General features: G+C 45.4%; 26 protein-coding genes and 1 pseudogene. 14 read left to right on the top strand and 13 right to left on the bottom strand.

The window, feature by feature from the left end; translation table 11 throughout:
* Positions 1 to 22 precede the first annotated feature (22 nt).
* Complete coding sequence (locus tag Q0Y65_RS01925) at positions 23 to 685, top strand: suppressor of fused domain protein (protein ID WP_297956191.1); 663 nt, start codon at positions 23 to 25, stop codon at positions 683 to 685.
* 71 nt (positions 686 to 756) lie between these two features.
* Here the strand turns inward: Q0Y65_RS01925 and Q0Y65_RS01920 are convergent, their stop codons facing one another.
* Complete coding sequence (locus Q0Y65_RS01920) at positions 757 to 1173, bottom strand: hypothetical protein (protein ID WP_297956188.1); 417 nt, start codon at positions 1171 to 1173, stop codon at positions 757 to 759.
* A 402-nt stretch (positions 1174 to 1575) separates the two neighbouring features.
* Here Q0Y65_RS01920 and Q0Y65_RS01915 point away from each other — a divergent pair, with 402 nt between their 5' ends.
* Positions 1576 to 4074, top strand: a complete 2499-nt coding sequence (locus tag Q0Y65_RS01915) for a glycoside hydrolase family 9 protein (RefSeq protein WP_297956185.1) — start codon at positions 1576 to 1578, stop codon at positions 4072 to 4074.
* 379 nt (positions 4075 to 4453) lie between these two features.
* Here Q0Y65_RS01915 and Q0Y65_RS01910 read toward each other — a convergent pair whose 3' ends face one another.
* A complete protein-coding gene (locus Q0Y65_RS01910; protein ID WP_297956183.1) occupies positions 4454 to 6178 on the bottom strand; it encodes a MutS-related protein in 1725 nt (574 codons plus the stop codon).
* A gap of 230 nt (positions 6179 to 6408) precedes the next feature.
* Here Q0Y65_RS01910 and Q0Y65_RS01905 point away from each other — a divergent pair, with 230 nt between their 5' ends.
* The 9 genes from Q0Y65_RS01905 (at position 6409) to Q0Y65_RS01865 (ending at position 12829) form a co-directional block, all read left to right on the top strand.
* Complete coding sequence (locus Q0Y65_RS01905; protein ID WP_297956180.1) at positions 6409 to 7437, top strand: lysylphosphatidylglycerol synthase transmembrane domain-containing protein; 1029 nt, start codon at positions 6409 to 6411, stop codon at positions 7435 to 7437.
* A gap of 100 nt (positions 7438 to 7537) precedes the next feature.
* Complete coding sequence (locus tag Q0Y65_RS01900) at positions 7538 to 7996, top strand: MotA/TolQ/ExbB proton channel family protein (RefSeq protein ID WP_297956177.1); 459 nt, start codon at positions 7538 to 7540, stop codon at positions 7994 to 7996.
* The gene (locus Q0Y65_RS01895) at positions 7983 to 8537 is read left to right on the top strand and encodes a hypothetical protein (protein WP_297956173.1); all 555 of its coding nucleotides are present in this window, start codon (positions 7983 to 7985) and stop codon (positions 8535 to 8537) included. Before Q0Y65_RS01900 ends, Q0Y65_RS01895 begins: the two co-directional genes overlap by 14 nt.
* A gap of 5 nt (positions 8538 to 8542) precedes the next feature.
* On the top strand, positions 8543 to 9001 hold the full coding sequence (locus Q0Y65_RS01890) for a hypothetical protein (RefSeq protein ID WP_297956170.1): 459 nt from the start codon (positions 8543 to 8545) through the stop codon (positions 8999 to 9001).
* 270 nt (positions 9002 to 9271) lie between these two features.
* Entirely contained in the window at positions 9272 to 9646 is a 375-nt protein-coding gene (locus Q0Y65_RS01885) for a GntR family transcriptional regulator (protein WP_028517880.1), read from the top strand.
* A 1-nt stretch (position 9647) separates the two neighbouring features.
* Positions 9648 to 10526 (top strand): ABC transporter ATP-binding protein, encoded by an 879-nt coding sequence (locus tag Q0Y65_RS01880; RefSeq protein WP_297956167.1) that lies wholly within the window; start codon positions 9648 to 9650, stop codon positions 10524 to 10526.
* Entirely contained in the window at positions 10526 to 11275 is a 750-nt protein-coding gene (locus tag Q0Y65_RS01875; RefSeq protein ID WP_297956164.1) for an ABC-2 transporter permease, read from the top strand. Before Q0Y65_RS01880 ends, Q0Y65_RS01875 begins: the two co-directional genes overlap by 1 nt.
* Positions 11275 to 11988 (top strand): hypothetical protein, encoded by a 714-nt coding sequence (locus tag Q0Y65_RS01870; RefSeq protein ID WP_297956162.1) that lies wholly within the window; start codon positions 11275 to 11277, stop codon positions 11986 to 11988. The genes Q0Y65_RS01875 and Q0Y65_RS01870 overlap by 1 nt, the downstream gene beginning before the upstream one ends.
* The gene (locus Q0Y65_RS01865; RefSeq protein ID WP_297956158.1) at positions 11978 to 12829 is read left to right on the top strand and encodes a CPBP family intramembrane glutamic endopeptidase; all 852 of its coding nucleotides are present in this window, start codon (positions 11978 to 11980) and stop codon (positions 12827 to 12829) included. The genes Q0Y65_RS01870 and Q0Y65_RS01865 overlap by 11 nt, the downstream gene beginning before the upstream one ends.
* Positions 12830 to 12975: 146 nt before the next feature.
* On the opposite strand, the gene Q0Y65_RS01860 is transcribed toward Q0Y65_RS01865, so the two are convergent.
* A complete protein-coding gene (locus tag Q0Y65_RS01860; protein ID WP_297956155.1) occupies positions 12976 to 13188 on the bottom strand; it encodes a hypothetical protein in 213 nt (70 codons plus the stop codon).
* A 356-nt stretch (positions 13189 to 13544) separates the two neighbouring features.
* On the opposite strand from Q0Y65_RS01860, the pseudogene Q0Y65_RS01855 reads away from it, so the two are divergent.
* Positions 13545 to 13762: pseudogene (locus Q0Y65_RS01855) on the top strand (hypothetical protein).
* A gap of 89 nt (positions 13763 to 13851) precedes the next feature.
* Complete coding sequence (locus Q0Y65_RS01850; protein ID WP_297956152.1) at positions 13852 to 15483, top strand: recombinase family protein; 1632 nt, start codon at positions 13852 to 13854, stop codon at positions 15481 to 15483.
* A gap of 78 nt (positions 15484 to 15561) precedes the next feature.
* On the opposite strand, the gene Q0Y65_RS01845 is transcribed toward Q0Y65_RS01850, so the two are convergent.
* The 6 genes from Q0Y65_RS01845 to thyX are packed head-to-tail and all read right to left on the bottom strand — an operon-like array spanning position 15562 to position 21053.
* Positions 15562 to 16779, bottom strand: coding sequence for a U32 family peptidase (locus Q0Y65_RS01845; RefSeq protein WP_297956149.1), 1218 nt, complete (start codon positions 16777 to 16779; stop codon positions 15562 to 15564).
* A complete protein-coding gene (mltG, locus tag Q0Y65_RS01840) occupies positions 16772 to 18268 on the bottom strand; it encodes an endolytic transglycosylase MltG (RefSeq protein ID WP_297956146.1) in 1497 nt (498 codons plus the stop codon). Before mltG ends, Q0Y65_RS01845 begins: the two co-directional genes overlap by 8 nt.
* Positions 18261 to 18821, bottom strand: a complete 561-nt coding sequence (locus Q0Y65_RS01835; protein ID WP_297956143.1) for a 5-formyltetrahydrofolate cyclo-ligase — start codon at positions 18819 to 18821, stop codon at positions 18261 to 18263. Before Q0Y65_RS01835 ends, mltG begins: the two co-directional genes overlap by 8 nt.
* A gap of 1 nt (position 18822) precedes the next feature.
* Positions 18823 to 19365 carry a DJ-1 family glyoxalase III gene (locus tag Q0Y65_RS01830; RefSeq protein WP_297956140.1) on the bottom strand — a complete coding sequence of 181 codons (543 nt, stop codon included), beginning with the start codon at positions 19363 to 19365 and terminating at the stop codon, positions 18823 to 18825.
* Positions 19366 to 19378: 13 nt separating this feature from the next.
* Complete coding sequence (locus Q0Y65_RS01825) at positions 19379 to 20269, bottom strand: DUF2156 domain-containing protein (protein ID WP_297956137.1); 891 nt, start codon at positions 20267 to 20269, stop codon at positions 19379 to 19381.
* 13 nt (positions 20270 to 20282) lie between these two features.
* Positions 20283 to 21053 (bottom strand): FAD-dependent thymidylate synthase, encoded by a 771-nt coding sequence (gene thyX, locus Q0Y65_RS01820; RefSeq protein ID WP_297956134.1) that lies wholly within the window; start codon positions 21051 to 21053, stop codon positions 20283 to 20285.
* Between the two features lie 217 nt (positions 21054 to 21270).
* On the opposite strand from thyX, the gene Q0Y65_RS01815 reads away from it, so the two are divergent.
* On the top strand, positions 21271 to 22548 hold the full coding sequence (locus Q0Y65_RS01815; RefSeq protein WP_297956131.1) for a hypothetical protein: 1278 nt from the start codon (positions 21271 to 21273) through the stop codon (positions 22546 to 22548).
* A gap of 31 nt (positions 22549 to 22579) precedes the next feature.
* On the opposite strand, the gene Q0Y65_RS01810 is transcribed toward Q0Y65_RS01815, so the two are convergent.
* The 4 genes from Q0Y65_RS01810 to Q0Y65_RS01795 all read right to left on the bottom strand — a co-directional run bounded on the left by Q0Y65_RS01810 (position 22580) and on the right by Q0Y65_RS01795 (position 25991).
* Positions 22580 to 23539 (bottom strand): ATP-binding protein, encoded by a 960-nt coding sequence (locus tag Q0Y65_RS01810; protein ID WP_297956128.1) that lies wholly within the window; start codon positions 23537 to 23539, stop codon positions 22580 to 22582.
* Positions 23540 to 23550: 11 nt separating this feature from the next.
* Positions 23551 to 24534, bottom strand: a complete 984-nt coding sequence (locus Q0Y65_RS01805) for a DnaD domain protein (protein ID WP_297956126.1) — start codon at positions 24532 to 24534, stop codon at positions 23551 to 23553.
* A gap of 105 nt (positions 24535 to 24639) precedes the next feature.
* Positions 24640 to 25083: an HD domain-containing protein gene (locus tag Q0Y65_RS01800; protein ID WP_297956123.1), complete on the bottom strand. Its 444-nt coding sequence runs from the start codon at positions 25081 to 25083 to the stop codon at positions 24640 to 24642.
* A complete protein-coding gene (locus tag Q0Y65_RS01795; RefSeq protein ID WP_297956120.1) occupies positions 25080 to 25991 on the bottom strand; it encodes an NAD-dependent epimerase/dehydratase family protein in 912 nt (303 codons plus the stop codon). The genes Q0Y65_RS01800 and Q0Y65_RS01795 overlap by 4 nt, the downstream gene beginning before the upstream one ends.
* Position 25992 lies beyond the last annotated feature (1 nt).

The following is a 25992-nucleotide window of genomic DNA, read 5'->3' as shown; positions in this document are numbered from 1 at the left end:
ATATATAAGGAGTGAAACGCAGATGAGCCTGTTTGAAAACAACGGAGATGAGACTGTAGAGTTTGAAAAGACCGATACAAAGGGATGGGACGCTATAACAGCCGCTTTTGAGAAGATTTATCCCGACCAGAAGGATCCTAAGCATTACGGAGTTCTTATACCCTGGGAGCTGGGCGGTGACGATCCGCTTACAGGAATAAGCATTTATGAAACAGGGGAGTATTATCATTTTGTTACATACGGGCTCAGCGAGATATTTGAAAAGGAGACCGATGATCCCGAGATCAGCGGCTACGGAATGGAATTCACACTGAAGCTGAAGAAGGATTGTATCTCACCCTCCGATGAGGAAGGGGAGCTTCGCTGCATATGCGGTATACTGCAAAAGATCGCAAGGCTTACCTTTGAGCATGGCGAGTGCTTCTATGCTAACGAGTATCTCTACACAGGGCAGACAACGGGCATAGACCTTCATCAGCAGAGCAGTCTTACCGGCTTTATTACTGTTGCTGATACGGATATACCGTCTATCGGCACTCCAAACGGCCGTGTTGACTTCGTGGAGTTCATCGGCTGTACTGACAGAGAGCTTCTTGCTCTCAGGGAAAAGCAGATCAAGGTTCCGGAGCTCTATGAAAGGCTGGGCAGTGATCTTACCGATTACAACAGGGCGTCTGTGCTCTGACATCGCAGGAATATGACATAATGCAAATAAAACAGCCGCTCTCATGAGCGGCCGTGTGTTTATTGCTTGCTTTAAGAGGGGACGATGGTGAAGTCGTCATTTTTGGAGCAGAAGGTGAACATGGGTACTCCGAATGAGCCGTCTGCTCTGACGTAGTTCCTGAGTGTACGCAGAAAAGTCTCCAGCCATTCGTTGGAAGGAGCAGCTGCCCCGTCAACCTGACCGTTGACAAAAACTCCTGATTTAGCCTTTTTTTCCTTGGGATTGAAAACTATACCTACGGAAGTGTCGAATATATCGAATGAACCGATAAAGAAATGATCGCCGTCCTCAAGGGTGATCTGTTCTCTGAGCTCATCGGGGACTTCTCCGAGCGTTATCATCATTCGTGCCTTTATTTTCCCGCTTTCCTTTTCAAAATCCTTGATTATGCCCTGCTTGGCAAGTGATTTTTCGATCTTATCAAATGTATCCTTATCGGCTAACATTATATCACTCCTTTATGTTTATAGGGAAGTATTGCATTTGCAAGTCTATTATATCACAGAAAAATGATAAATGCAACATAAGCGGGTGAAAAAGCAGTTTATCAAATTACGTATCTGAATAGCAGACTGATATCCATAACGGATATAATATATAACCTTTTGTTACATATTGTGCGGATTTCAGAAGCAATAAGTTATATTGTTTCTGATAACAAAAATATAATGATATATTATTGCTGTATTTACAGCGGTTCGGCAATGATAATGGCAAAATTATGCAGCACAAAAAGTTATGCGCAAAATGTTATATAACAAACTTTATATGTTATTGATTTCAGCATTGCTATTTGATAGAATATAAGTATAAAATGTGGTATATCCACGGAATGAGAGGGAATTATTATGAAAAAACAGGTTCTGAAGAAGTGTATTGCTTCTATCGCAGCCTGCTCGATGATGGTCACCGCAGTACCGTTATCCGCGCATCCTGCTGAGAAAGGCAAGAACATGATCACAAACTCCGACTTTGAAAACGGTGTCCAGGACTGGGGCATCTACAAGGAAAGCGGCGGCGTCTGCAATCTTCATGCAGAGGACGGAAAGCTTGCGCTTACCATTTCGGATGTCGGAAGGCTCAACTACTCTGTACAGGTATTCTACGACATCGTTCCGCTGTACAAGAACGGCGTTTATCGTCTGAAGTATGATATCTATTCGGATATCGGAAGATACATCGAAGGTATGATACAGCAGAACGGCGGTACATATCAGTCCTATACATGGAAGGGTCTTGCACTTTCCACCGAACCCAAAACTATTGATTATCAGTTCACCATGAAGCAGGATACCGATATCATGGCAAAGCTGGTATTCAACTGCGGTCTCCAGGAGGATTTTGAGGGACCTCTGCCAGAGCATACTATCTACATCGATAACGTATCTCTCGAGCTTGTTGAAGACAGCAATGTTGATTACAATGCAGGCAAACCCTATGCACCTTCCATAAACATCAATCAGGTGGGCTACAGACCCGACGCTGTAAAGAAGGCTGTATTCCGCGATGTAACCGATCAGACAGAGTTCAGCGTTATAAATGCCGATACCAAGGAAAAGGTTTATACGGGCAAGCTGGAAAACGAAAAGAACAACACATTAGCAGGTGAGACCGACTGGACAGGCGACTTCTCAAGCGTTAAGGACGCAGGCAAGTATTATATCTCCTGCGAAGGCCTTGACAACTCCTATACATTTGAGATAGGCGACAAGGTTTATTCAAACCTTCTCGACGACAGCGTAAGAATGCTTTATCTCCAGCGCTGCGGCGTAAAGGTAGAGGACGAGGAGTTCGGCCATGAAGCCTGCCATACAAAGGAAGCTACTATCTACGGAACAAATGAAAAGATAGACGTCAGCGGCGGCTGGCATGACGCAGGCGACTACGGAAGATATGTGGTTCCTGCTGCAAAGGCTGTTGCAGACCTGCTCTATGCGTATCAGGATCAGCCAGAGCTTTACGGTGATAATATCGGTATACCCGAGAGCGGAAACAACGTGCCCGATGTGCTCGACGAGGCAAGATTCGAGCTTGAGTGGATGATGAAGATGCAGGCTGCTGACGGCGGTGCATACCATAAGGTAAGCTGCGAGACATTCCCCGGCTATATAATGCCTACTGCCGAGACAGCTCCTCTTTATGTAACACCCGTCAGCTCGACAGCAACTGCCGATTTCTGTGCTTCTATGGCTCTTGCAGCTGAATTCTATGAGAAGTACGACAAGGATTTCGCGGAGAAATGTATGGCTGCTGCCGAAAAGTCATGGGCATGGCTTGAAGCCAATCCTGATTTCCTGTTCAAGAATCCCAAGGAGATCGTTACAGGCGAATACGGCGACAGGACAGACAAGGACGAGCGTTACTGGGCAGCTGTACAGATGTACCGCGCAACAGGCGATGAGAAGTATCTTGCAGGCGTCAGCAAGGCATATACAGGTCTTGACTGGTCAACAGTGGGCGATTACGGCAATATCGCTATACTCACAATGAAAAATGCCGACAAGGATTCAGAAGTTTATAAGAACGCAAAGGCTGCCGTTCTAAAGCAGGCTGACGATATTGTAAAGAATTCAGAGGCTTCAAGCTACGGCGACGCTCTTACAGAGTACAACTGGGGCAGTAACATGACCATTGCAAATGCAGGTATAATCTGCGGTATTGCTGAGCAGCTTACCGATGACGCTTCATATGGCAAGGCTGCACAGTCTCAGCTCAATTATCTCCTCGGTACAAACTCTGTTGGTACCTGCTTTGTTTCAGGCTACGGTACAGTATCTCCCGAGCATCCTCACCACCGTCCTTCAATGGCTGTAGGAAAGGCAATGAAGGGAATGCTTGCAGGCGGCGTTAACCAGAATCTCGAGGATAGTGCAGCAAAGGCATACTGCCGCGACAATCCTGCTGCAAAGTGCTTCATTGATAATGCCGAGAGCTATTCCACAAACGAGATAACTATTTACTGGAATTCTCCTCTGACATATCTTCTCACTCTTACGGAGAAGTCATCAACTGTTTCTGGTCCTGTTACAGAGACTACCACCACAACGACTACGACCTCAACAACCACCACTACTACAACTACATCAACTCCCGATGTTACCTATGATATGGTAACTCCCGGAGATACAAACTGTGACGGAACTGTTGAGCTTGCCGACGCAATACTCATAATGCAGGCTCTTGCAAATCCCAACAAGTACGGACTTACAGGATCAGATGAGCGCCATCTTACCGGCCAGGGCAAGGCTAACGGCGATGTTACCGGCAACAAGGACGGACTCACCAGCGATGATGCTCTTACTATACAGATGTATCTGCTGAAACTTATCGGCAACCTTCCCGCATAATAGTATAAATAAAAAAGCTCCCTTAACCGCTATACTCATATAGCAGCTTTGTGGGTGATATTGAGGGAAACCCTTTTGAAAAAGGGTTCCTCTGACGGAGGCGCGTCCCCTCTGTCACTGCGTGACATCTCCCCGCACTGCGGGGAGTCACCCTCAAACTCCCTTCCTAAAACTTTTAGCATTAAATTTAGCCCGTGCAGGGCGCTTCCCGGTTATTACCGGATTTCACATTTTGTGAAGAGCGCCCTGCACGGGCTAAATTCAGTTATAAAGTCTTTGGAAAAGGGGTTCGGGGAAAGAACCTTTCCTCAGAAAGGTTTTTCCCCGATAATTACGCATAAACTCCTATATAAGCACCACGGTAAAGAGAGCTTTTTTATTAGCTGTTTGTCAGCATTTCATAGGTCACGCCGTATTTTTCTGCAATATCCCTTGCATAGGAAGAACCCTCGGGAGCGCCGACTTCCACCTTGAAAAGCCTTTTGCCGTTGTCGTTCTTCATTATAAGTGACGATATTCCGGCACCTTCCGCATTTTTGCTGAGCTCCTCTGCGTCGGAGGCCAGCTTGTGCATATGAGTGTTGTATATCGTTCTGACCTTTTTCTGTAAAAGAGCCTTGACGGAGTCTCTTGCGATATAATATCCTTCCTCGAATGAAGTAGTTGAAAACGTCTCGTTAAGGAGAAGCAGGCTGTTTTCGGTACACTGCGAATAAATATCCCTGAATCTGACACATTCCTCACCGAGTCTGCCAAGATCCATTGTCTTATCCTCGTCGGCAGGGAAGTGAGTATATACGCAGTCAGCGGGACGATAGCGGAATGATGCGGCAGGTACGGAGATACCGCCCTGTGCAAGAACGTACATAAGACCTATTGCCTGTGTGATAGTAGTCTTGCCGCCGCGATTTGCGCCTGTAAGGATATAGATCGTGTGCTCCTTGTCGAAGATCAGATCGTTGCCGACTATATCCTTCATGCTCTCCGAGTTTAGAGCGAGCTTCAGATTGTATGCGTCCCTGGTGTCCATGGAGGTGTCTGCGTGATTGAGTAGCTCGGGAGCGGAGAATGTGAAGCCCTTTTTGCTGTATCTGGTGATAAACTCCGCAAATCTGATATAGTAAATGAATTCGGGAATGATCTGTGATATGTTGATTATTGCTATATCGGCATATTTGGACAGGGTATCCCGGAGCTTCCTTACGATTGAATCCAGCATCTTGTTAAGAACGCCGTCAAGATAGAATGTGGAGCTGCTTACACCGTTTCCGTCGGGAGCGTTAACGAGAGTAGATCTTATCCTTCCGTCCACAAAGGGCGTATTTCTGACGGCCATGAAGCCTCCCAGATTTTCAATGAATTTGAAGACGCTTTCTGTATGTTCTTTTTCCACAAGATGATAGCGCATATCTCCGTCCCAGTCGGTACCGCTTTGTATCTTGTTTTTAGACGCGATAGCGTCGGCAAAGTTGCTGACGATACCTGATTTCTTGAAGGGCTTGTTGTTGATGGAGACAAGTCCCATGCTTACAGCCTCGAAGCGTTCGTTGACATTGATACCGATAGTAACGCTCTGGATATCATAGGTTTTCTTCTTGAGTTCTATGATATCCTTTTTCATTTCGGCAAAACAGGCATCATTGTATAAAGTTTCGATATACTTTCTGAAGTTCGTGAGGCCTTCGGAGGTTATCCTTTCGTCGGAAAGACATTCACGCATGGCTTCAACGCACTTTATGTAGTCACTCAGTTCGTCAAGTCTGTGAAGGAGATGCCATAGACTGTGTTTCTCGTCCATTTCTCTGTGAGCGGAGCCGAAGTTCCGCATGAATTCAAACTTGTCAAAGAGTTCTGACATATGCTCCCTGAACTCGGGAAGCTTGAGTATATCGCTGAATACCTCCTGTCTGTATTCTGCGACCCTCGGATCGCAGGTCATATTTGAAATTATATTCATAATGAGGTTACGCTCTTTGGGATCGTCTGACAGTTCATTGCATATTGTATCGAGTCCCAGATCGTGGCAGGAGGTTGTTGAAAGCTGCTTGTATTCCGTGTCCTCATTCAGGGGAGATAGTATGCTGAAAATGGCTTTTTCCTTCATTTTTCACCTCGTAATCAGTTTTTCTGATGGTTATTGGATGATATAATTATAGTCTATATCACCGCTTTTGTCAAGGAGAGCGTATAACAGTACAAAAAGCGGAATATTGTAGTAAAAAGGGGATTTGTGTTGACAATGGAACATTGATATGCTATAATTTAAGATAAGTAACTGTATAATACTCTTTCAAGACCGCGGGGGTGACATTAATAAAGAGAATACTTAAATATGTGTTGAATATAGGTCTTATCTTCATAATAACTCTGCTTACCCTGCGCCTGATCTTCAAGGAACAGGAGCTGCCCGAGATCATACGGGATCTCAGGAGCGCTGATCCTCTATGGATCGCGGGAGGCGCTGCCGCAGCCATATTGTTTGTGGCGGGAGAGTCGGTGATAATACATTATATGCTAAGGATACTTGAGCAGAAGACCAGCTTTTTCAGGTGCCTTAAGTATTCATTTATCGGCTTCTTTTTCAGCTATATCACCCCGTCCTCCACAGGCGGCCAGCCAATGCAGATGTACCATATGAAAAAGGATAAGATAAAGATAGGCTATTCAACGCTGATAATGCTTATTATAACTATCGCGTATAAATCCGTGCTCATTCTGCTTGCACTGGGGTTTATGATATTCAATTTTGATACAGTCAGGACATATGCAGGTGACCTGAAATGGCTCATCGTTCTTGGTTTTGCTCTGAATCTTATCTTCATATCACTGCTGCTCCTTGTTTTCATCAAGCCTATATGGGCAAGAGCACTGGGTATAAAGGCGGTTCACCTTTTGTCCAAGCTCAGGGTAATAAAGCGCAAACATAAGGATAAGTACACGGAAAAGATCATAAGGATATGCGATACCTACGCAATGGGCGCCGACTACATAAAAAAGAATCTTGCCGTGGTATTCAGGATTTTTATTATGACGGCACTCCAGAGGATATGCCTTTTTGCGGTGACATGGATAGTATACAAGGCCTATGGCCTCAGCGGCACAACCTTTTTTGATATACTAACGCTCCAGATAATAATTGCTGTTGCGGTGGAGATGCTTCCTCTGCCCGGTGCAGCGGGAATATCCGAAGGCTGCTTCCTGCTGGCGTTCAGCGGGATATTCGGAGATACACTGGTAAAGCCTGCGCTCCTTATCAGCCGCGGCCTGACCTTCTATCTGATACTCCTTATCGGAGCGATAGTCACTTTCGCAGCTCATATCATGAACATAAAGAAAGAAAAGAGAGAAAAAAACGAACAATGATATCCGCTCCGCAATGCGCGGAGTTTTTTATTGCCAAATTTGGGTAAAAATCTTGCATTTTGCGTTTTTATGCTGTATAATAAGTTGTGAGGTGATAATGATGAGCTTCTGGTCAAAATTATGGGACAGTATAACTTCAAATGATAGTTATATACTGTGGTGGGCGATAATTGCATTAGTCTGTGGAGTTATTTCATTTGTATTGAGTTTTGTAACAAAAAAAATCGACTATTCTACTGATAAGAACAAAAAAAGTGTAGAGGCAAATTATTATATTTTAAGCATTTTTTATACTGTTTTCATAACAATTATTTCTATTTTTCCTCTTTTAGGTATGTATGGTACTGTGAAAGCGCTTTTGCTTTTAGATATGTGGAGTGAAAATGAAATTGATAATTCCCAAAAGAATTTTTTAAGTGCATTGACATCAACTACCTGGGGAATTATTTTTGCAATAGCATTTAAGGTAGTTAATGCTATCATTATTACATATATTGAAGATAGTATAAAAAAATTATCGCAATATATAAAAAAAGAGGTTGGAAATGAAAGTACGTGAGATTATACTTGATTTTACTCCACTACTTGATGTAATAATGATTATTTTGTTCTTTTTTGTTATAAATAGTACAATGGGGTATAATTATAGGGCTAAAGAGCTGGAAGAGACGTACAATAACCTTATAGTTGAACAAGAAGAAATGAATGAACAAGCAGTTCGTGAATTAGAACGAAATAAAGCAATTGATAAAAATGCTGCTGCTAACCAGGAGGCGCTAAATGCATTTGACAGAGGTGAATTTTTTAGATTTGATCTTGAAGTAGACGGCAACAGCGATAATTGGACATTGACTATATCATATGGTGAAGATTTTCTTGACAAGATCAATTCATACGAAACTGACGATATTAATAGTAAGGTCAAAGATATTTTGAATGAAGCGGAATTTTCAGATGATGATACATTCCTTTGTATGCTGAATTACGATGGAGATCAGTTCGGAACAGCAAGAGCTGTGAGAAAGATCAATGACGCATTTGAAGACCTTCAGCGAGAATATTCGGGTTTTTATTTTACAAATTCTAATAAAGCGAGGTAATTAAAATGAAAAAGAAAAAAGAAAATAAAATCATAAAAGTTGAAGTTGAAGGTAAGAAAAAAAGAGTTGCTCCATTTTTAGGTCTGCCTGTTATCGTAGCACTTATTCTATTGCTGCTCCATTTCAAAGGATTTGGCATTCCAGGGTTAAATGACAAAGATGGAAAAGAAAAAAATGATACAAGTATTTCAGAGAAAGTTGATAAAAATGAGCCTACAGAATCAGGGGAGGATACCAAGGACAACAACGAAGAAGCTCTGAAAATATCGGTTCAAAAAAACGAAATCATTATTGACAATAGTATAATTGAAGTAAACGACATTGAAAAAGCAGTTTCGGGAAAAGATAATAGTATTCAGATTATTATAGAAATTGACGACACCGCCGCAAAGAATACAGTGGACGAGCTTACGGACAAGCTTGACGAGCTTGGCTACAAGAATTACAAGAAAACTGATAAATAAGCAAAAAAGAAAAGGCTGATACGTTAAGGTGTGCGCTAATATAGAAGTTTTAGAGCAACTATAATAAAAGACCTATACAGCAGGCTATAACAATCAAACAGGAAGATACTTCATTTCGAGGTATCTTCCTGTTTTTTGCTTTATTTTCAAAAACCCCTTGACAAAATGTAACATACTTGATATAATTGTATAAAAGGTAGTTATACAATTTAGACTTTGCTGTCCGGAAAGCAGGTAAAGTTATATAACCACAAGGAGTGTACACTAAAAATGAATATTAACATCAGTAACTCATCCGGTGAGCCTATCTATATCCAGATAGCTAACCAGATAAAGACTATGATACTGGAGGGAAAACTCAAAGAGGGCGAAGCTCTGCCCTCTATGCGAATTCTCGCAACCGAGCTCCGTATCAGTTTTATGACAACAAAACGCGCATATGAAGAGCTTGAACGTGATGGCTTTATCGAAAGCTATACTGGAAAAGGTTCTTTTGTAAAGGCGCAGAACCTGGAGCTCTATCGTGAAGAGCAGATCAAGCGTATAGAATCTCTGCTAATGGAAGCAGGCGATTCAGCACGCAAGATAGGCGTCACAATGGAGGAACTTCACGAATTGCTCGACCTTGTTAACGGAGGGGAATAATATGAATGACTATGAAAACGCTATTGAGATCAAGGGCGTTACCAAGAAATATGACGGCTTTACGCTGGATAATATAAGCTTTGATATACCTAAGGGATGTATTATGGGCTTTATTGGGCAGAATGGTGCGGGAAAGACCACAACTATCCGCAGTCTGCTACATATCACGGATATTGACAGTGGTGAGATACGTCTGCTCGGTCTTGACCATATAAAGGACGAAACTGCGATAAAGAAGCGCATCGCCGTGGTATTTGACGAGCTACCGTTTCATGATGTGTTCAATGCAAAGGATATGGCTAAGATATTCGAAGGTATGTATCCTGAATGGGATAACGATGCATATATGAAATACATTGAGCGTTTTCAGCTACCACAGAAAAAGAAGATAGGTCAGTTCTCCAAAGGTATGAAAATGAAATTGCAGATTGCCTGTGCGCTGTCCCATAATGCTGAGCTTCTTGTCATGGACGAGGCAACAACGGGACTTGATCCCGTTGTCCGTGACGAGATACTGCATATCTTCATGGAATATCTGCAAAACGGAGAGCGCTCTATCCTGATGTCCTCACATATCACCTCTGATCTTGAAAAGATAGCAGATATGGTGACATTCATTGACAAAGGAAAGATCCTGCTGACTGGCTATAAGGACGAGATCATCGAACAGCACGGTATTCTCAAGTGCGGTAAGGACAAGCTGAAAGAAATTGACAATGAGGATATTGTCAGCATTCGCACTAATGATTTCGGTGCCGAGGTAATGGTGACTAACCGTGAGAATGTTTCATACAAGTATCGTGAGTACGTGATCGATCCCGCAAGCCTTGATGACATTATGCTTTACTATGTCCACCGTGATATGAAGGAGTGGTCGTGATGAAACTATACAGATCGCTGATATATCGTGAATTAAAGCTGACACGCAAACGCTGTATCCTTATGCTGATACTGTTTCTTCTGCTGTCGTTGCTGATGTTGACACCAATCATGCTCGGCGGCTTCTCCGAACCCGGTGAGGAATCGCCTGCGGAAATGGTACTGCTTTTTGTGGGGATGGTTTCCCTGACAGGCGGCTTTATGGCAGGCACAAACAACGGCTTGCAGAAAGCAGATATAAATTCTGGTTGGAAACGATATTCCTTTGTACTGCCGCCGACAGCCAAACAACAGGCAATCTCCGATTTATTTGTAAAGCTGTGCTATATCCTGTTCTTCGGTCTGTTATCAGGAACCTTTACTTTGATATATACGATTGCAGCAGATTTTAACGCTTTCGGTATTATGCTGAATATTTATCTCGGCGCTGTTTGTGCCGTGATGCTGATCGATATCGCATACAGCTATATCGTGATGTTTGCAAATGATAAAAACCAATTTAAAGTAATAGGTGTAATTGCATTTTTCGGTGCTGGTTTTGTGTTAAGAGTTTTTGGCTTGTTCCCCGGTATGAATAAAACTGAGAAGCCTACTGAGGATGGAGCGCTGCTCTCGGAAGAACAGTTAAACAGGCTCATGTCTGTTCTGACATCGCATCAGACAACACTTTGCATATTAGCCGTTTTTGTTGTCTTATGTGTATTATTTTTCCTTATAATGTGGAGGTCACGCGAAAGGAGAGAGCCGTAATGACTGGACTGGTTTACAAAGAATGGAAGCAGAACTACTGGTTTATTCTTTCAATGCTCATATGCGGTGCTTTTCCTTTATTGTTTCTTTTGAGCGAAAAAAATGGTATCAGTGATCCTGCGCATATCAATGATGGGCGTTCGCTCGGATTGATCATCGGATTTTTGCTTGCCGGCGGCATTCAGACTATGGTGTTGAAAGGCGATGACCGCAAGCTGTGGGGCTACTGGATTACTTCGACCTCTGACGGATTCAAGGGATTTCTTCGTGTGAAATATGAGATGATCTTCGGTATGGTACTGCTGTTTCTGTTCAGTCTGCAAATGTTTGATGAGTTATTCTGTGCCATTGCTGCCGATATCGGTCTCACAGAGGTCGGAGATATCAGTAATATCGGCTTACCGCTGATTTTCTTTCAGCTCCTTCTGCGTGCCATAGATATCCCATTCACGCTGCGTTACGGCAACAAAAAGGGCAGCCTGATCAAGCTGATCTATTCACTTGTATTTGCAATCATTCTGTCTGCAATGGTACTTACGAATTTCTGCAATATAAGTGTGATATTATTTGACGCATACGAAAAGCTGTTCACCGGCGATCATCTTTCTCTGCTGTTCGGTGTTTTTGCCGTTTCGGTGCTTGTAATCTATTATCTGTCGTACCGCATTTCGTGCAGGGTATATCTGAAAGGAGTTGAGCAGTATGACCACTAAAAAGGCAAACGCAAAGCGTCTTGCAATCTATCTGCTCATCGTGTTTGCGTTCAGTATTCTGCTTATTATTCTCAGAAAGCCTATCAGCAGCTCCGAGACATTCTATTTCTTCATCGCAGAGCTTTTCTGTGCGTCGCCTGCGGTCGCGAGCCTCATCACAAGAACGGTAACAAAAGAAGGCTTTCGTGATATGAAGCTGCACCTGAATCTCAGCAGAAATTTCAGGTGGTATCTGCTCGCTTTTGCACTTCCGCTGATATGCTTTTCTGCGTCTAAGTTGATTCCCATAATTATCAGCGGACACAGCGATTGGCTCAGCGGCTTTACCTTCGGAAATATTCTTGCAGTCATACTCATGCTTGCAGCACAATCCGCTGTAAGCTCTGTCTCTCTTCTTGGTGAAGAACTTGGCTGGCGCGGGTATATGAATCAGAAAATGGAGCCGCTGCTTGGCACGGTCGGTACTTGTCTTTTCGGCGGTGTCGTGTGGGGACTGTGGCATTTTCCAATAGATATCGCAAACTATCTTGAAGGATACGGCACGCTTTCCAATTCGCTGGAAACAGCTTTTGGAAGACTCATACTTCTTGTCTGCTTTGGGGTGTTTCTGATGTGGCTGACGAAAAAGACGAATAGCGTATTTCCTGCGGTGGTGGCGCATTTTATGTTCAATATGAGCCAGACTGCGCTAATGTCACTTCTTTCTCAGGGCAATATCCCTGAAAACGCCGATCTTGGAATGATTGCAAGTGTGTTTGAGTATGTTACGATGATTTTGCTGGCGGTAGGCTTTATGACATTACTCTTGTATGAGAGAAAGAAAGCTCCAAAAACTCCATAACAACCATAACGCTCTCGGTAGTGCTGAGAGCGTTATTTCAGCGGATACATTTCTCCATATTTATCACGAACAACTCTGAGGAGCATTTTCGTTCGCCGCAGGGCATAGCAGAGCGGTCAACCATTTCGGCTGACCGCTTTTTACGTTTATTCGTCCTCGTCACTGCACTCATCCAGCCCGTGCGCGAGCTGAATGTATACGCACTCCGCTCGTTCATGCTCCTCGCCGTCTGTGGACATCATCATTTCAAGGAAATAAGCTTTTGCTTCCTCGTAGTCAGTCCAGACCTCACGTTTGCCATTGCATACGGTAGTGACCCTGTTTGATTTCGGCATTGCCAATTCAGGTGTTTTCAACATAGCTGTGAACCTCCAAATCAATATTGTAGATACAGTATATACCATAATACCGCAAGAGTCCAGCATATCGGAATAATTGTAATAATTCTTGTGCAGGGCGCAGCAATTTCAAAAGCCAGTCCGGTACATAGCGCACATATCGTATTTCATCGCTGTCGGGAATTCCCCTGACGGCGATTTTCATATTTTGCTCAATGCTTCAAATGAGCAACCTTCGTTTGCAGGAACAGCAGCGGTCGCCAGAGTTTATCTCCAAGCTCCTTCCAGCTATATCAAAAACAGAAAGAGGGGCAGAGATAGAAAGCAATCCCCTCGCTCTAAAAGCATAGAAAGAGAGAAGCTAAGGAGTAATCGCTATGAATAATAACACTACTGCCGTAGAAAGAGAAAAGGCAGAGACAACTTTTAACGCAACGTCCGAATACAAGATCGGACATACTCTATACACGGTGACTACCGTGTTCAACCCTGCTTCAAAGGAAAGCCTTTCGGATATTCTGAAAAGACTGATGATCCGGGAGAGTGAAAAACTCCTCGGTGATCCCGACAAGAACCTGGGAAGCAGGCTGTGTAACTTTGGAAAATCGGCGCATTGAATCATATTCCAATGCGCGCTATAATGATAACATAGCTTGCTGTATCTGTCGGAAAGAGAGGTAAATTATGACAGACAAGATCACAGCATTGTATTGTCGTCTGAGCCAGGACGATATGTTACAGGGTGAGAGCAACAGCATCACCAACCAGAAGGCAATCCTCAAGAAGTATGCCGATGACAACGGTTTTAATAATACAGTTTATTATGTGGACGATGGTGTCAGCGGCACTACTTTTGAACGTGACGGTTTCAAGGCTATGATGGCTGACATTGAGGACGGCAAAGTAGGTACGGTCATCACTAAGGATTTGAGTAGACTCGGCAGAGACTATCTGAAAACTGGTGAGTACATTGAGATCATATTCCCTGATTATGATGTCCGCTATATCGCTATCAATGATAATGTGGATACTTTCAAAAGTGAGAACGAGCTAATGGCATTCAAAAATATTTTTAATGACTGGTTCGCTCGTGATACAAGTAAGAAGATCAGAGCTGTTTTCAAAGCTAAAGGACAATCGGGGAAACCGCTCTCATATCCGATCTATGGCTACAAGCACTCGGAAACGGATAAGAATCTGTGGGTGATTGACGAAGAAGCCGCAGAGGTGGTACGCAAGATTTTCCACCTTTGCATTGAAGGATATGGTCCTACTCAGATTGCCCGTATTCTTACAGCAGAAGGTATCCCGACACCTACCGCCTATGCCTTAGCTCTGGGGAGAGATAACGGTCATAAAAATGCCAAGCTGCATCGTTGGAGCGGTAAAACTATCGGTCACATACTCGACAGACAAGAGTACATCGAGCATACGGTTAATTTCAGGACGCATAAGAAGTCATATAAAAACAAGAAAACCGTAAGAAATCCGCAGGAAGAATGGCTTGTTTTCGAGAACACACATGAGCCCATCGTAACACAGGAACAGTTTGACTTGGTGCAGGAACTTCGTAAACATAAGCGCAGACCTACCAAGCACGAGGAACTTAACCAGTTTTCAGGTATGGTTTACTGTGCAGATTGCGGAAAGAAGATGTACCTCTGCCGTGCAACAAGCCTGACGGAAGATCAGGAGCATTTGAAATGCTCAACATACTCCTCAGATAAAGATGCCTGTTCGGCGCATTTCATCAGAACTGTTGTACTGAAAGAGATCGTCCTCGGTGAGCTTAACAAGATGGTTTTCTTTGTCAAGGAGAACGAAGACGAGTTCATTCAGGCAGCAATGGACAATTCTGTTCAGAAGCAATCCTCGGAGCTTGCAAAAGCAAAGAAAGCCATGAAGCAGTCAGAAAAGCGTATCGCTGAACTTGATAGGCTGTTCACAAGACTTTATGAGGACAATGTATCGGGCAAGATTTCCGATGAACGCTTTGCTATGATGTCGGCAGGTTATGAGGACGAGCAGAAGAAGCTCAAAACAACCGTTGCCGAACTGACAGCCTACATTGATACGGCTGAACAAAAGTCCTCCGATGTGACCGCTTTCATCAGGGCAGTACAGAAGTATGAGCATATCACGGAGCTGACACCTGAGATCATGCACGAGCTTATCAACAAGATAGTCGTACACGCTCCCGATAAGAGTAGCGGACACCGCACTCAGCAGATCGAGATTCACTATCGCTTCGATGTTGCCGTAACGACTACCGTTGCTGACAGCATGAAGTACGACAAAAAAAGAAAGGCTGCGTAACCGCTTGGTTACGCAACCTTCTCTTCAAATCTTAAATACTTCTTTACCGGCGCACTTCTTATGTATCAGCCTTATTTTTTAGTTTGTAGCCTTTCTGATAACAGTGCCCTTAGGGAAGGTGAGATCAGATCTGAATGAAAACTTCATCATCGCGTGGTTGGCAGTCTCTATCTCCTCGCCGTTCTCATCAAAAAGCTGTGAGAGCGTCATTTCCACAGGCTTCTGCGAAGGAGCAAGGAGCTCTACTGTATCGCCTGCAAAGAAGCGGTTGCGCTGTGTGCAGTAAACGGTACCGTCCTCGCAGCTCTCAACAACAGCCACAACGTCATAATTCCTTATGTAGCCGCTGTTCTCGTAATACTGGGACTCCTGAGGTGTTCCGAAGAAAAATCCGTTGCAGTACTTCCTGTGGCTGACCTTATATACCTCGTCCCTTATCCAGTCGGGGAGGACAAAGTTGTAAGGATCCTTGTAATAGTGGTCAACAGCCATGCGATAGGCATTTGTAACGACTGTGACATAGTATGCGGACTTAGCTCTGCCCTCTATTTTAAGGCTGGTCACGCCGGCCTCTGCAAGCTTGTCGATATGCTCGATCATGCACATATCCTTGGAGTTAAGAATGTAGGTGCCCTTTTCGTCCTCGAAAACGGGGAAGAACTCGTTGGGACGCTTTTCCTCAACAAGATGATATCCCCAGCGGCAGGGCTGAGCACATTCACCGCGGTTTGCGTCACGGTTGACAAGGTACTGGGACAGCAGGCATCTTCCCGAGAATGAAACGCACATAGCGCCGTGTACAAAGGTCTCGATGTCAAGATCGGTACTCGTCTTTGCCCTGATCTCAGCGATCTCGTCAAGCGACAGCTCTCTTGCGAGAACTACTCTCTTTGCGCCCATATTGTACAGCTCCCGTGCGGTCACATAGTTGACGATGCCCGTTTGTGTGGAAATATGTATCTCCATATCGGGAGCATATTTTTTTATGAGCATCAGCAGTCCTATATCGGCAACTATAAGAGCGTCTACCTTTGCTTCCACTGCTTCTTTTACGAAACCTTCAAAGAAAGGGATCTCATTGTTCCTCGGCAGGGTGTTGCAGGTCAGGTATACCTTAACGCCTTTTTCGTGAGCTTTTTTTACCGCCGAGCAAAGCTGCTCAAAATCAAAATTCATAGGGGAGGAGCGCATACCGAACTGCTTTCGTCCGAGGTAAACAGCGTCCGCGCCGTAATCAACCGCGGCGTTGAAGCGTTCCTCGTCGCCTGCGGGTGCAAGAACTTCAAGCTTATCCATTGTATTCCTCCGCAAGAGCGGCCTGAGCTTCGGCTTCCTTACGGGCGGCCTCCTCAGCCTCGTACTGAGCCTCATCCGCCTTTACCTGTGCCTTTTTCATCTCGTGCTCGTCATTGGTCTTGGAGAAGAAGGTCTCTCCTGTATAGATATTGGCGATGAAGAAGTAGTTCTCGGAAGGCTTCTTCAGAAGAACAGCGTCGATAGCGTCTGTACCGGGGCTGCATATAGCTCCGGGAGGGAGACCTGTACCCTTGTAGGTATCGTAGGCCTGGATTATATCGCTGTTTATAACTGTCATATGAGGCCTGATAACGTTGTTTGCGTAGTTAGAAGTAGGGTCTGATTCAAGCTTGGGATACTCGTCGGGATGCTCAAGACGGTTCCAGAATACAGAAGCGATATTGTCCATCTGCTCTCTGTCACGGCCTTCCTTCTGAACGATGGAAGCAAAAGTTATGAGCTGATCCAGCGAAAGCCCCAGCTTCTTCATCTTTTCAAGCCTCTCGTCGGTCATCTTCTGATCGAAGTTGAAGTAGATCTTCTGGCAGACCTGTTCGGGCTCCATATCCTTTGTGAAGGTATAGGTATCGGGGAACAGATAGCCTTCCATACGGGCGTCCGCAAACTTTGAAGCGTTGGGAGTCTTGGGAAGCTCGTTCTCGAATCTGTAGCCGAATCCGCCGGAATTGAAGTAGAAGATGAAATCGCTTGCGCTGCATACGCCTTCGGCTTCAAGCTTTTCTGCGGCGTCGTATATTGTTTCACCTTCAATAAATGTGAGGGAAACGGGCTCCTTGGCTTCTTCCTCCTCCTCGTTGGTGAGAGTGTCGATTATTGTCTCATAGGCCATATTCGGACTTACAAAGTGCTCGCCTGCAAGGTAGATATCGTTCTTTTTTCGCAGTTTGGTAAACATCTGGAAGCATTTCGGAGAGTTTATGATTCCCTCGTCATGGAGAAGCTGTGATATCTCCTCTGTAGTAGCGTTTTCGGGAACGATTATGAGCTTTGTGGTGTCGCTCTTGCCGATACCAAGCATATCACGTCCGAATGCGATAATGACCATTGAAAGGCAGATCGAAACAGCGAATATGGAAACTGTCAGGATAAGAACGCCAGGCAGTCTGCTTCTTCTCTTTTTCTTCTTTTTCTTGTGGTGAGTATTGTTTCTCTTTATGGCTGCGCTGTTTCTTACGGGGATATCATCGTGAGAAACGGGCCTTGCGCCCTGGCGGGGAGTAGCGTTTCTTGCAGCAGACGGCCTTGCAGTTGATTCCGGGCGAGGCTCGGGATGAGCTTCGTGGGAAACCGCAGGTCTGGGAGCTGCCGATCTGTTCACAGGTCTTTCGGGCGCCTTTTCCACCGCCTTCTCAGGCTCCTTTACGGCTTTTTCAATATTCTTTTCTGTCTCTGCTTCTTTTTTCTTTTTTTCGTTGTCGAGCTGATTGAGAATATCATTTATAACATCATTGTTTTTGTTATCAGCCATTGCAGAGCACCGTCCTTTCTTCAGTTACTATCATATTGACTCTGAGGTCATGATCCATGAGAGGCAGCTCGCTGACGACGAGCTCCTCATATATAAGGCCTATGGTGTAGACCTGAGGGTTATCCAGTATGAAAGCGTCGTAGTATCCGCCGCCGTAGCCTATCCTGCCGCCCTCCTCTGTAAAGGCAAGTCCCGGGACGAGACATACCGTATCAGAAGTGAACTCTGGCTGGGGGAGAGCGCTGTCAGGCTCGGGTATGCGGTACATACCCTCGTGAAGGTCTGCCACGGACTGTATGAGATGGAAGGTCATGGAGCGCTCGGAGCCGCAGCGGGGCAGAGCCACACTCTTGCCCATTTCAATGAGCTTGTCTATGAGCAGGTATGTATCGACCTCCGAACCGAAAGAGGCGTACAGAAGGATATGGTCGGCCTCCAGTATCTTTTCCTCTTCCAGGAGCCTGTCGATAATATCCATGTCCTTTGAGACCTTATCGCGGACCTCGGCCCGCATATGTGAATATCGTTTTCGCAGTTCTTTCTTATTATCCATATCAGTCACAAAGTATAGCGTTACGCTGTCTGAGGCTTTCTTCCTTTGAATGTACCTTTTCCACAAGCTTCAGGCCGAAGTCTACGGCAACGCCTGCACCTCTTGCGGTAATGAATATACCGTCCTCGGCTACGCTGCCGCTTCCGATATTTGCGCCTGTGAGCTGAGTCTCGAAGCCCTCGTAGCACACGGCAGTCTTTCCGCTGAGAAGTCCCTTGTGTCCGAGTATGGAGGGAGCTGCACAGATAGCGCCGATATATTTGTTGTTGGCAACGCAGAAGTCTATAGCCTGCTGTACATAGTCAGACTTCTCAAGATTGAGAGTTCCGGGCATTCCGCCGGGGAGTACTATCATTTCCAGCTCGTCGGTAAGAGGAGCTTCCTGTGCGATAGTGTCCGGAACCACGGTAATACCGTGAGAACCGACTATTATATTGTCGCCTACGCCGACAGTAACTACAGTTTTGCCTGCACGTCTGAGCAGGTCAATGGGAGCGATAGCCTCGGTCTCTTCAAAACCGTTGGCAAGATAAACATAGATCATGAGACATATCCTTTCATTTGAATGTAACGGTGTATTTTCTGAGGAGAAATGCAGGGTGATAGGACTGCTTTGCCTTTCTGAGCCCTTCGATGCCCAGATCCTCCTCCCGATTTATGAATTTATAGTCAGCAGCGCAGGCACCTGCGAAAAGATTGTTTATCCCCGCATAGATACCGCTGTACTGCGTATCGGCTTTTTCGATGTGAATGCAGAAGGTCTCTCTGTTTAGGCCTTCTCCTATGGTGAATGCGATCAACCTGCCGTCCTTTCTGATGACGGCGCCCTTCAGACCAAGCTGGCCGAAATAGTTGAAGTAGGTATTTATGGCGTACTGTTCTGCGATGAAGGAGTGATCGGGTTCATAAGTCCTGTTGTTGTACTCGACAGCGCTGAAGGTGATACAGTCGTCAAAATCGTTTTCGGTCATGAGTGAGAATTCCGCACCCAGTCTTTCGTACTGCGATAGATGATTGCGTTTTCCGTGATATCTTCTTCCCGAGAGCCCGATAAGATCGGCGGAATTATAGATATAATCCCAGTCTCCCTCGTCGGTGTCGACAGTGAAGCTGTCGGGGAAGAGCTCCTTCAGCATTTCAAGTGAGGGTTCGGTTATACCAGCTATCCTCAGAGGCTTTCCCAGCGAGGAAGCGTATGCAGCCATCTCCGCGATGACGTCTTTGTAGCTGCCCTTGCCCGAAGGCAGGAAAAATCTTGGTATACCGTCCTCTGAACGGAAGGAGCAGCAGATATAGAAATCATTGAAGAAGGTGATTTTAGAATCCCCCAGTCTTTTCCACGCCATATTGTTGGCGAAGCTGTATTCACAGCCCATGAACTGGGAGTATTCAAGAGCAGCGGTTATCCGCTCTTTATCGCTTATGTCGATATCTCTGAATTCGAGCATTTTTCCTCCGCGGTCAGTCTGCCTTCATTGCCGAAAAGAACTCCCTGACTTCGTTTATCTTTCCGCAGGTCATTTTGCCCTCGGGACACTTGCCCTCGGCAACACATGAGGGGCCGGCGTGTGCGAATATGTGAGGAGCAACTTCGAGACACTGTCTCAGCATCTCATTGGCAACAGCGCGTATCTCCCACTGAGCACGGTTGCAGCAGCGGTGGCGGAAGAAATTGAAAAGGGAACGCACATTCATGGAAACAACGATCTTTGTTTCGCAGGCGTTGGGGAGAAGGAACCTTGCGTCCTCATTGGCAAGCTTTGAAGCCTTTGAACGGGCGGTTTTCTCATCAAGTCCCTGTGCGGTGAATTCAGCTGTATGCTTATCGGTAAGGATAGCTGCAAGCTTTTCGTAGCTTTCGGTGATCACGGCAATAACTCTGTCGTATTCCTCTCTAGCCTCGGGTATCTCTGCAATAGAAGGGGGAGTTATGAATTCAAAGCCGTTTTCGTTGACGTAACGCTGGCTCTTCTGTGAATAGGAAGCTATTCGGTGACGTACCAGCTGATGCGAGCAGGCTCTTGAAATACCTTCAACGCCGAAGGTGAAGCAGACGTGCTCCATAACGCTCTCATGGCCTATTGACGTAAGCATATCGATAAACCCCGATATCTTATCCTCGGTGAGGCCGTCCCTGAGGGACTCTATGTCGCTGCTGGAATAGCAGAGCTTTGCGGCAGTGGCCACAAGCTTTTCAGGCTCGGGTGTGTATGACAGAAGCTTTACTTTCATTGAGACACCTTCCTTATAATAATGCATATACATCTATTGTATCATTTTATAGCTGTCAAGTCAAGGATATAACGTAAAAATAATTATAGTAATTCATTTAATAAGTTCGTTTGGTGACAAAAAGGAAAAAATTTTCATTTTACTATGGACAAACATAAAAAAATGTTGTATAATAAAACAGTATCTGGAATTACATTTATATCGGAGGAATATACAGATGAATAAATTCAATAAGTTCGCTGCTGCAGCTGCAGCATTTGCTCTTGCCGTTACTGCGGCAGGCTGCGGTGCGCCTGAAGCTATCACATTCGGTAAGGGTACCCAGACAGCTCTTACGGTAGACGGGTACGAAGTGCCTGCAGGCGTATTTATTTATAATGAGATATCGGCTTATAATAATGCCGCATACGAACTCTATTCCAAGAATGGCACGGAGCCTTCGCTTGACGATGTGAAGAATGCTACCATCGAAGATCTTACAGCAAGTGAATGGATCCAGAATAAGGCTACAGAGGCTTGCAGAGATTTCGTTGCATATGAGAAGGAATTCGACAAGATCGGCGGTTCTCTTACAGCTGAGGAGCTTGATAATATCAAGAGTATCCTTGCTGCAAACAGCTCCAACGAGATGTTCACAGAGAATGGTATCGGTGAGGAATCACTGAGAAAGGTCATCGAGAACTCTTACAAGCAGGAAGCTATATTCAAGCATTATTACGGACTTGGCTGCGAAAAGGGCTGCACCGAGGACGAGCTGAAGGAATACTTCCAGGATAAGACTACCAGAGTAAAGTACTTCACCGTCAGCTATAAAGATGAGAACGGTGAAAAGTACAGCGATGAAGAGATCCGTCGTCTCGATAAGATGATCGACCAGTATGTTAAGGACATCAACGCTGAGAAGACAAATGAGGCTAAGCTCAAGAAGATAGACGAGTGTGAGGAGGAGTACAAAGAGTACACCGACAAGCGTGCTCAGGAGGCTGCCGAAAAGGCTGCCAAGGAAGCAGGCGAGACACTTACCACTACTACAACCGTGACAACTACAACAGCAAAGGGCGAGACTACAACAACTACTACAACCGATCCCTATGCTAACGAGATGACTGTGACAAAGTACACAACCACTGCCGCCGAAGAGGGCAGTGCGGTAACTACCACAGCTTCACCCGAATCTCAGGCTTCACAGAAGGCTTTCCAGGATTACAACAAGTACATCTTCGATAAGCTTGGCTACTACAAGGCTGAGAAATACGATTATGATGAGAATACTGTATACGTTATCATCAGAGCCGACATCAAGGAACGTATGACTGATGACGATCTCTGGAGCGAGAGCAATATCGAATCACTCCTCAGCGAACGTTATTATCAGGAGTTTGAGGACATGATGAAGGGTATTGCCGAGAGCTACGACGCAAACAAGAATTCGTCCGCTTACAGGAAATTCTCCCCATTCAAGCTGAAGCTTGAAACAGAAGATTCTGCACAGTAAAAAGCAAAGGCTGCCGAAAAGGCAGCCTTTTTTATATTTCATTTCTTTTCTGAAGCCTTACGTCCTCGCCCTTGAATTCCAGGCAGGAGTATGTAGCTATGATTCTTGAGGTCACTCTCCTGTCGTATCTGCGGCTGATGCCTGCAAGATCAAGATTTGTACTGATTATCGAGGGCTTTCCGCGGTTGAGACGTGTGTTTATGATATTGTATATCGTAGCAGTGTAGAACTGTGACTCGTATTCTGTGCCAAGGTCGTCCAGTATAAGGAGATCCGTGTCCATTACAAGGTCAATCATTTCGGAGCTGTGTTCACGGCTGAAATGCTCCTTCTCGATGCTTCGGAGTATATTGATAGCAGAGTCATATATGACGCTGTAGCCCTTTTCGAGCACCTTATTTGCAATAGCAAGCGAAAGATGAGTCTTTCCGAGACCTGTCTGTCCGAACATAAGAATACTTCTGGAGTTGGGGGAAAAAGTTGCTGCATACTGCATGGTGTATTCCAGAATCCTTTTCATCGCGGCATAGTTTTCGCCGGAATAATAGGAAAGGGAGAATGTATCAAAGCTTGATAGCTCCAGCTGGGAGTTTTTGTTGAGCTCATCTGCTGCAAGCTTTCCGCAAAGAGACTTGAAGCAATCGCAGAATTTGCTGCCGTTATAGCCTGTATCGCTGCATTTGGGGCAGGTATAGTGAGTATCGAGATAATCCTCGGGATAGCCGTTTTCGGCGAGTATCTTTTTGCACATCGCCTGAGCGCCCAGATTATACTGTTTCAGCTGCTCCACCTTTTCACTGATATCCTGACCTCTTCCGCCGGATATTATAGCGATGAGGTCCTTTCCCGTGTTGAAAAGCACCTCGTTTATTTCCCGTATCTGCGGTATCTTTTCATTTATCTCACGGATACGCTCCTCGTTTTCGCTGACAGCTTTCATACGGCGGCCGGTAAGTACAGCCTGAGCTCTGTCAAATATTTCGCTGTCCATTTTCTACCTCCTCAGTACAGGAATTTGTTGACTACCGAATCGTATTTCTCAATATCGGAGTCGTCCGGGCTGCCTGATGAAGCAGCCTTTTTCTTCTTGTACTCGTTCTCTGCCTTCTGGACATCCTTGACGGTCATGAAGCCGCTGTCACGCCATGAGAGCAGTATCTTATTTATATAATTGAAGTTGAGCTTGTTTATCTGTTCAAAGGTCCTTTCGTATGCCAGCTTTATAAGCTCCGTGCTGAAGCCTGCTGTTTTCCACTGCTGTATTATCTCGTTCTGCTTTGTTGTGGGACGGTTCGGCATCTGGAAAATCTTCATTATGCGTCCTTCAAACACTCTTGAAGCAGTCATTTTCTGTATTTCGTCCTGAGCGGCATTTATGGTATTTATCTCATTTTCTGCCCATGAACAGGCTATCTTTTCAACATACGCCGTATTGACCTTTTCGATGGAAGCGCAGTAGGACAGCAAGGTGATTATGACCTCCTTTTTGAGACCGAGATGATCGTACATCCAGATCATGGAGTTCATCTGACTGTTCTTCAGGGGACCGAGAATGGTCTCGGAAATAGTGAACAGCTCCTTGATATCCTTTGATTCGTTCATAATGGCAGCGATCTCCGATCCGCTGAGGTTGGTCTTGTGGTCGGGAGCGATGACCTTTTCTGACGTAAGCTGTCCGCTGCCGACGGGATGCTCATTCACAGCGGGAGCGGTCATTACAGGACTGACGGGAGGAGCCTTTACGCTGTTATCGGGGCTGAGAACATTAGCCTGCTGCCAGAAAAGGACCGCGTCCTCGGCTTCCTCGCGGGTGACTCCCGTGTTTGAGGATATCTCCTCGGTGGAACAGGCCTTGCCCGAGCATCTCAGGAGGTACAGAAGCACCTTTATCTGCCCGCCTGTTGCGAGCTTCAGAAAATTATCGGCAACAATGGACGGAACGCCGAACATGGTTCCCCATATGCCGCAGTTGACTTTGAATTCCAATAAAGACACCTCCGTAAAATACTGCAAGAAACATTATAACATATTTTCGGAGTGTTGTCACCATGCAAAATGTACAATCAGTCTGTGAAATAATCGTCTATTTTCTCAATCGGCGGCAGACAGTACATCTATTGCAAGCCTGTATTTCTCCATACGCAGTGAAGCCTCGCAAAGGTCATTCCCGTTCTGCGCTTCCAGTCTTGAAGCGTCGGAGTTATGCTTCAGATCAGCAAGCTTTACAGCTTTTGCAACGGGATTTTCCTTTATTTTAAGGATATAGTCCATATAATCCGTGTCCTTGCTGTGAGTAAGGAGCTTCAGCGCCTCCGTAACAGCGGGAGGGAAGTCCTTTTCAAGATCGACGACAGTGATATCGGTATCCTCTGCCACATCGTGGAGCAGAGCCGTACAGGCGGATATCTCGTCCTTCATCTGCTCGGCAAGATGATAGGGGTGAAAGATATAGGGGACGCCGCTTTTGTCTGTCTGTCCGTGATGAGCTTCGTAGGCAAGCTTCATTGCCTTACGGGTAAGATCGGTGTATATCATAGCTCCTCCTTAGCAAGCTCTCTGTCAATGAAGTCTATTAGAGGTTTGCGTACTATCTTGTCACGGTTGCTCCTGTACCATTCAAATGACAGGTGCAGCGACTCGGAAAGGGGAGTAAGGTCCGGCATAACAGCCGCCATTCGTGCAACGTCCAGCTGATATTCGTAATCGTAGAATGGGAAATAGCTCCTCTGGGGAATATCTCCGTTAACGTACTTAAAATCAGGCTGCGCACCTGCGGCAGCATAGCAAAGCTCAGCCCATTTCCTGATACTTACAGGTTCGGGATAGCCCACATTGAATATGTGATCGCAGGGCTTTTTATCAATGAGCAGCTCTATGAATCTGCACATATCACCGATATGGAAGAACTGAAGCTTCATGTCGCCGCTGCGGGGGATATAGAAGCTTCTGCCTTTTTCTGCACATTCAAATACAAAAGCCTCGCGGTACAGGTTGTTCATAGGGCCGCAGAGGTATGGCGGACGGATAATATAGGCGTCGGGGACGTGGTCTGTGAGTGTTCTTTCGGCAGCGATCTTGTCTGTGCCGTATTTTCCCCAGATATAGTTCGGACCGATCTCAGCGGTCTCGCAGAAGGGCCGGGGCTGAGTTTCGGGGTAAACGGCGCTTGAGCTTATAAGTATATAGCAGCCGAAGCTTCCGAGCCCGTCCAGTAGGTCGCTTACGTCCGTATCGTTATATGCGGTCACGTCGATAACCGCGTCAAAACTGCGGCCTTTGAGAGTACTGCCGAGTGAATGACGGTCTGCGATTATCGGTATGACATTATCCGACTGAGGTCTGTTTCCCCTGTTGAGCACATAGACGTTGTTGCCCTTTGAAGCAAAGTATTCTGCGGTATATCTGCTTGCAAAGACAGTACCGCCTGTTACGAGAATATCCATA

Origin of the sequence: uncultured Ruminococcus sp. (assembly GCF_947301925.1) — a bacterium.
Classification (GTDB): domain Bacteria; phylum Bacillota; class Clostridia; order Oscillospirales; family Ruminococcaceae; genus Ruminococcus.
Note: the sequence above shows the minus strand (reverse complement) of the source record. Positions and strands in the feature narration are given on the sequence as shown.

What these genes read in the sequence shown, in the direction of transcription:
- Q0Y65_RS01870 (WP_297956162.1), top strand. Translation starts at nt 11,275, where the DNA reads ATGACTGGACTGGTTTACAAAGAATGGAAGCAGAACTACTGGTTTATT.
- Q0Y65_RS01815 (WP_297956131.1), top strand. Translation starts at nt 21,271, where the DNA reads ATGAATAAATTCAATAAGTTCGCTGCTGCAGCTGCAGCATTTGCTCTT.
- Q0Y65_RS01925 (WP_297956191.1), top strand. Translation starts at nt 23, where the DNA reads ATGAGCCTGTTTGAAAACAACGGAGATGAGACTGTAGAGTTTGAAAAG.
- Q0Y65_RS01890 (WP_297956170.1), top strand. Translation starts at nt 8,543, where the DNA reads ATGAAAAAGAAAAAAGAAAATAAAATCATAAAAGTTGAAGTTGAAGGT.
- Q0Y65_RS01800 (WP_297956123.1), bottom strand. Translation starts at nt 25,083, where the DNA reads ATGATATACACCGATCTTACCCGTAAGGCAATGAAGCTTGCCTACGAA.
- Q0Y65_RS01910 (WP_297956183.1), bottom strand. Translation starts at nt 6,178, where the DNA reads ATGAAGGAAAAAGCCATTTTCAGCATACTATCTCCCCTGAATGAGGAC.
- mltG (WP_297956146.1), bottom strand. Translation starts at nt 18,268, where the DNA reads ATGGCTGATAACAAAAACAATGATGTTATAAATGATATTCTCAATCAG.
- Q0Y65_RS01875 (WP_297956164.1), top strand. Translation starts at nt 10,526, where the DNA reads ATGAAACTATACAGATCGCTGATATATCGTGAATTAAAGCTGACACGC.
- Q0Y65_RS01865 (WP_297956158.1), top strand. Translation starts at nt 11,978, where the DNA reads ATGACCACTAAAAAGGCAAACGCAAAGCGTCTTGCAATCTATCTGCTC.
- Q0Y65_RS01880 (WP_297956167.1), top strand. Translation starts at nt 9,648, where the DNA reads ATGAATGACTATGAAAACGCTATTGAGATCAAGGGCGTTACCAAGAAA.
- thyX (WP_297956134.1), bottom strand. Translation starts at nt 21,053, where the DNA reads ATGAAAGTAAAGCTTCTGTCATACACACCCGAGCCTGAAAAGCTTGTG.
- Q0Y65_RS01860 (WP_297956155.1), bottom strand. Translation starts at nt 13,188, where the DNA reads ATGTTGAAAACACCTGAATTGGCAATGCCGAAATCAAACAGGGTCACT.
- Q0Y65_RS01825 (WP_297956137.1), bottom strand. Translation starts at nt 20,269, where the DNA reads ATGCTCGAATTCAGAGATATCGACATAAGCGATAAAGAGCGGATAACC.
- Q0Y65_RS01920 (WP_297956188.1), bottom strand. Translation starts at nt 1,173, where the DNA reads ATGTTAGCCGATAAGGATACATTTGATAAGATCGAAAAATCACTTGCC.
- Q0Y65_RS01850 (WP_297956152.1), top strand. Translation starts at nt 13,852, where the DNA reads ATGACAGACAAGATCACAGCATTGTATTGTCGTCTGAGCCAGGACGAT.
- Q0Y65_RS01830 (WP_297956140.1), bottom strand. Translation starts at nt 19,365, where the DNA reads ATGATCTATGTTTATCTTGCCAACGGTTTTGAAGAGACCGAGGCTATC.
- Q0Y65_RS01795 (WP_297956120.1), bottom strand. Translation starts at nt 25,991, where the DNA reads ATGGATATTCTCGTAACAGGCGGTACTGTCTTTGCAAGCAGATATACC.
- Q0Y65_RS01885 (WP_028517880.1), top strand. Translation starts at nt 9,272, where the DNA reads ATGAATATTAACATCAGTAACTCATCCGGTGAGCCTATCTATATCCAG.
- Q0Y65_RS01915 (WP_297956185.1), top strand. Translation starts at nt 1,576, where the DNA reads ATGAAAAAACAGGTTCTGAAGAAGTGTATTGCTTCTATCGCAGCCTGC.
- Q0Y65_RS01835 (WP_297956143.1), bottom strand. Translation starts at nt 18,821, where the DNA reads ATGGATAATAAGAAAGAACTGCGAAAACGATATTCACATATGCGGGCC.
- Q0Y65_RS01845 (WP_297956149.1), bottom strand. Translation starts at nt 16,779, where the DNA reads ATGGATAAGCTTGAAGTTCTTGCACCCGCAGGCGACGAGGAACGCTTC.
- Q0Y65_RS01900 (WP_297956177.1), top strand. Translation starts at nt 7,538, where the DNA reads ATGAGCTTCTGGTCAAAATTATGGGACAGTATAACTTCAAATGATAGT.
- Q0Y65_RS01895 (WP_297956173.1), top strand. Translation starts at nt 7,983, where the DNA reads ATGAAAGTACGTGAGATTATACTTGATTTTACTCCACTACTTGATGTA.
- Q0Y65_RS01810 (WP_297956128.1), bottom strand. Translation starts at nt 23,539, where the DNA reads ATGGACAGCGAAATATTTGACAGAGCTCAGGCTGTACTTACCGGCCGC.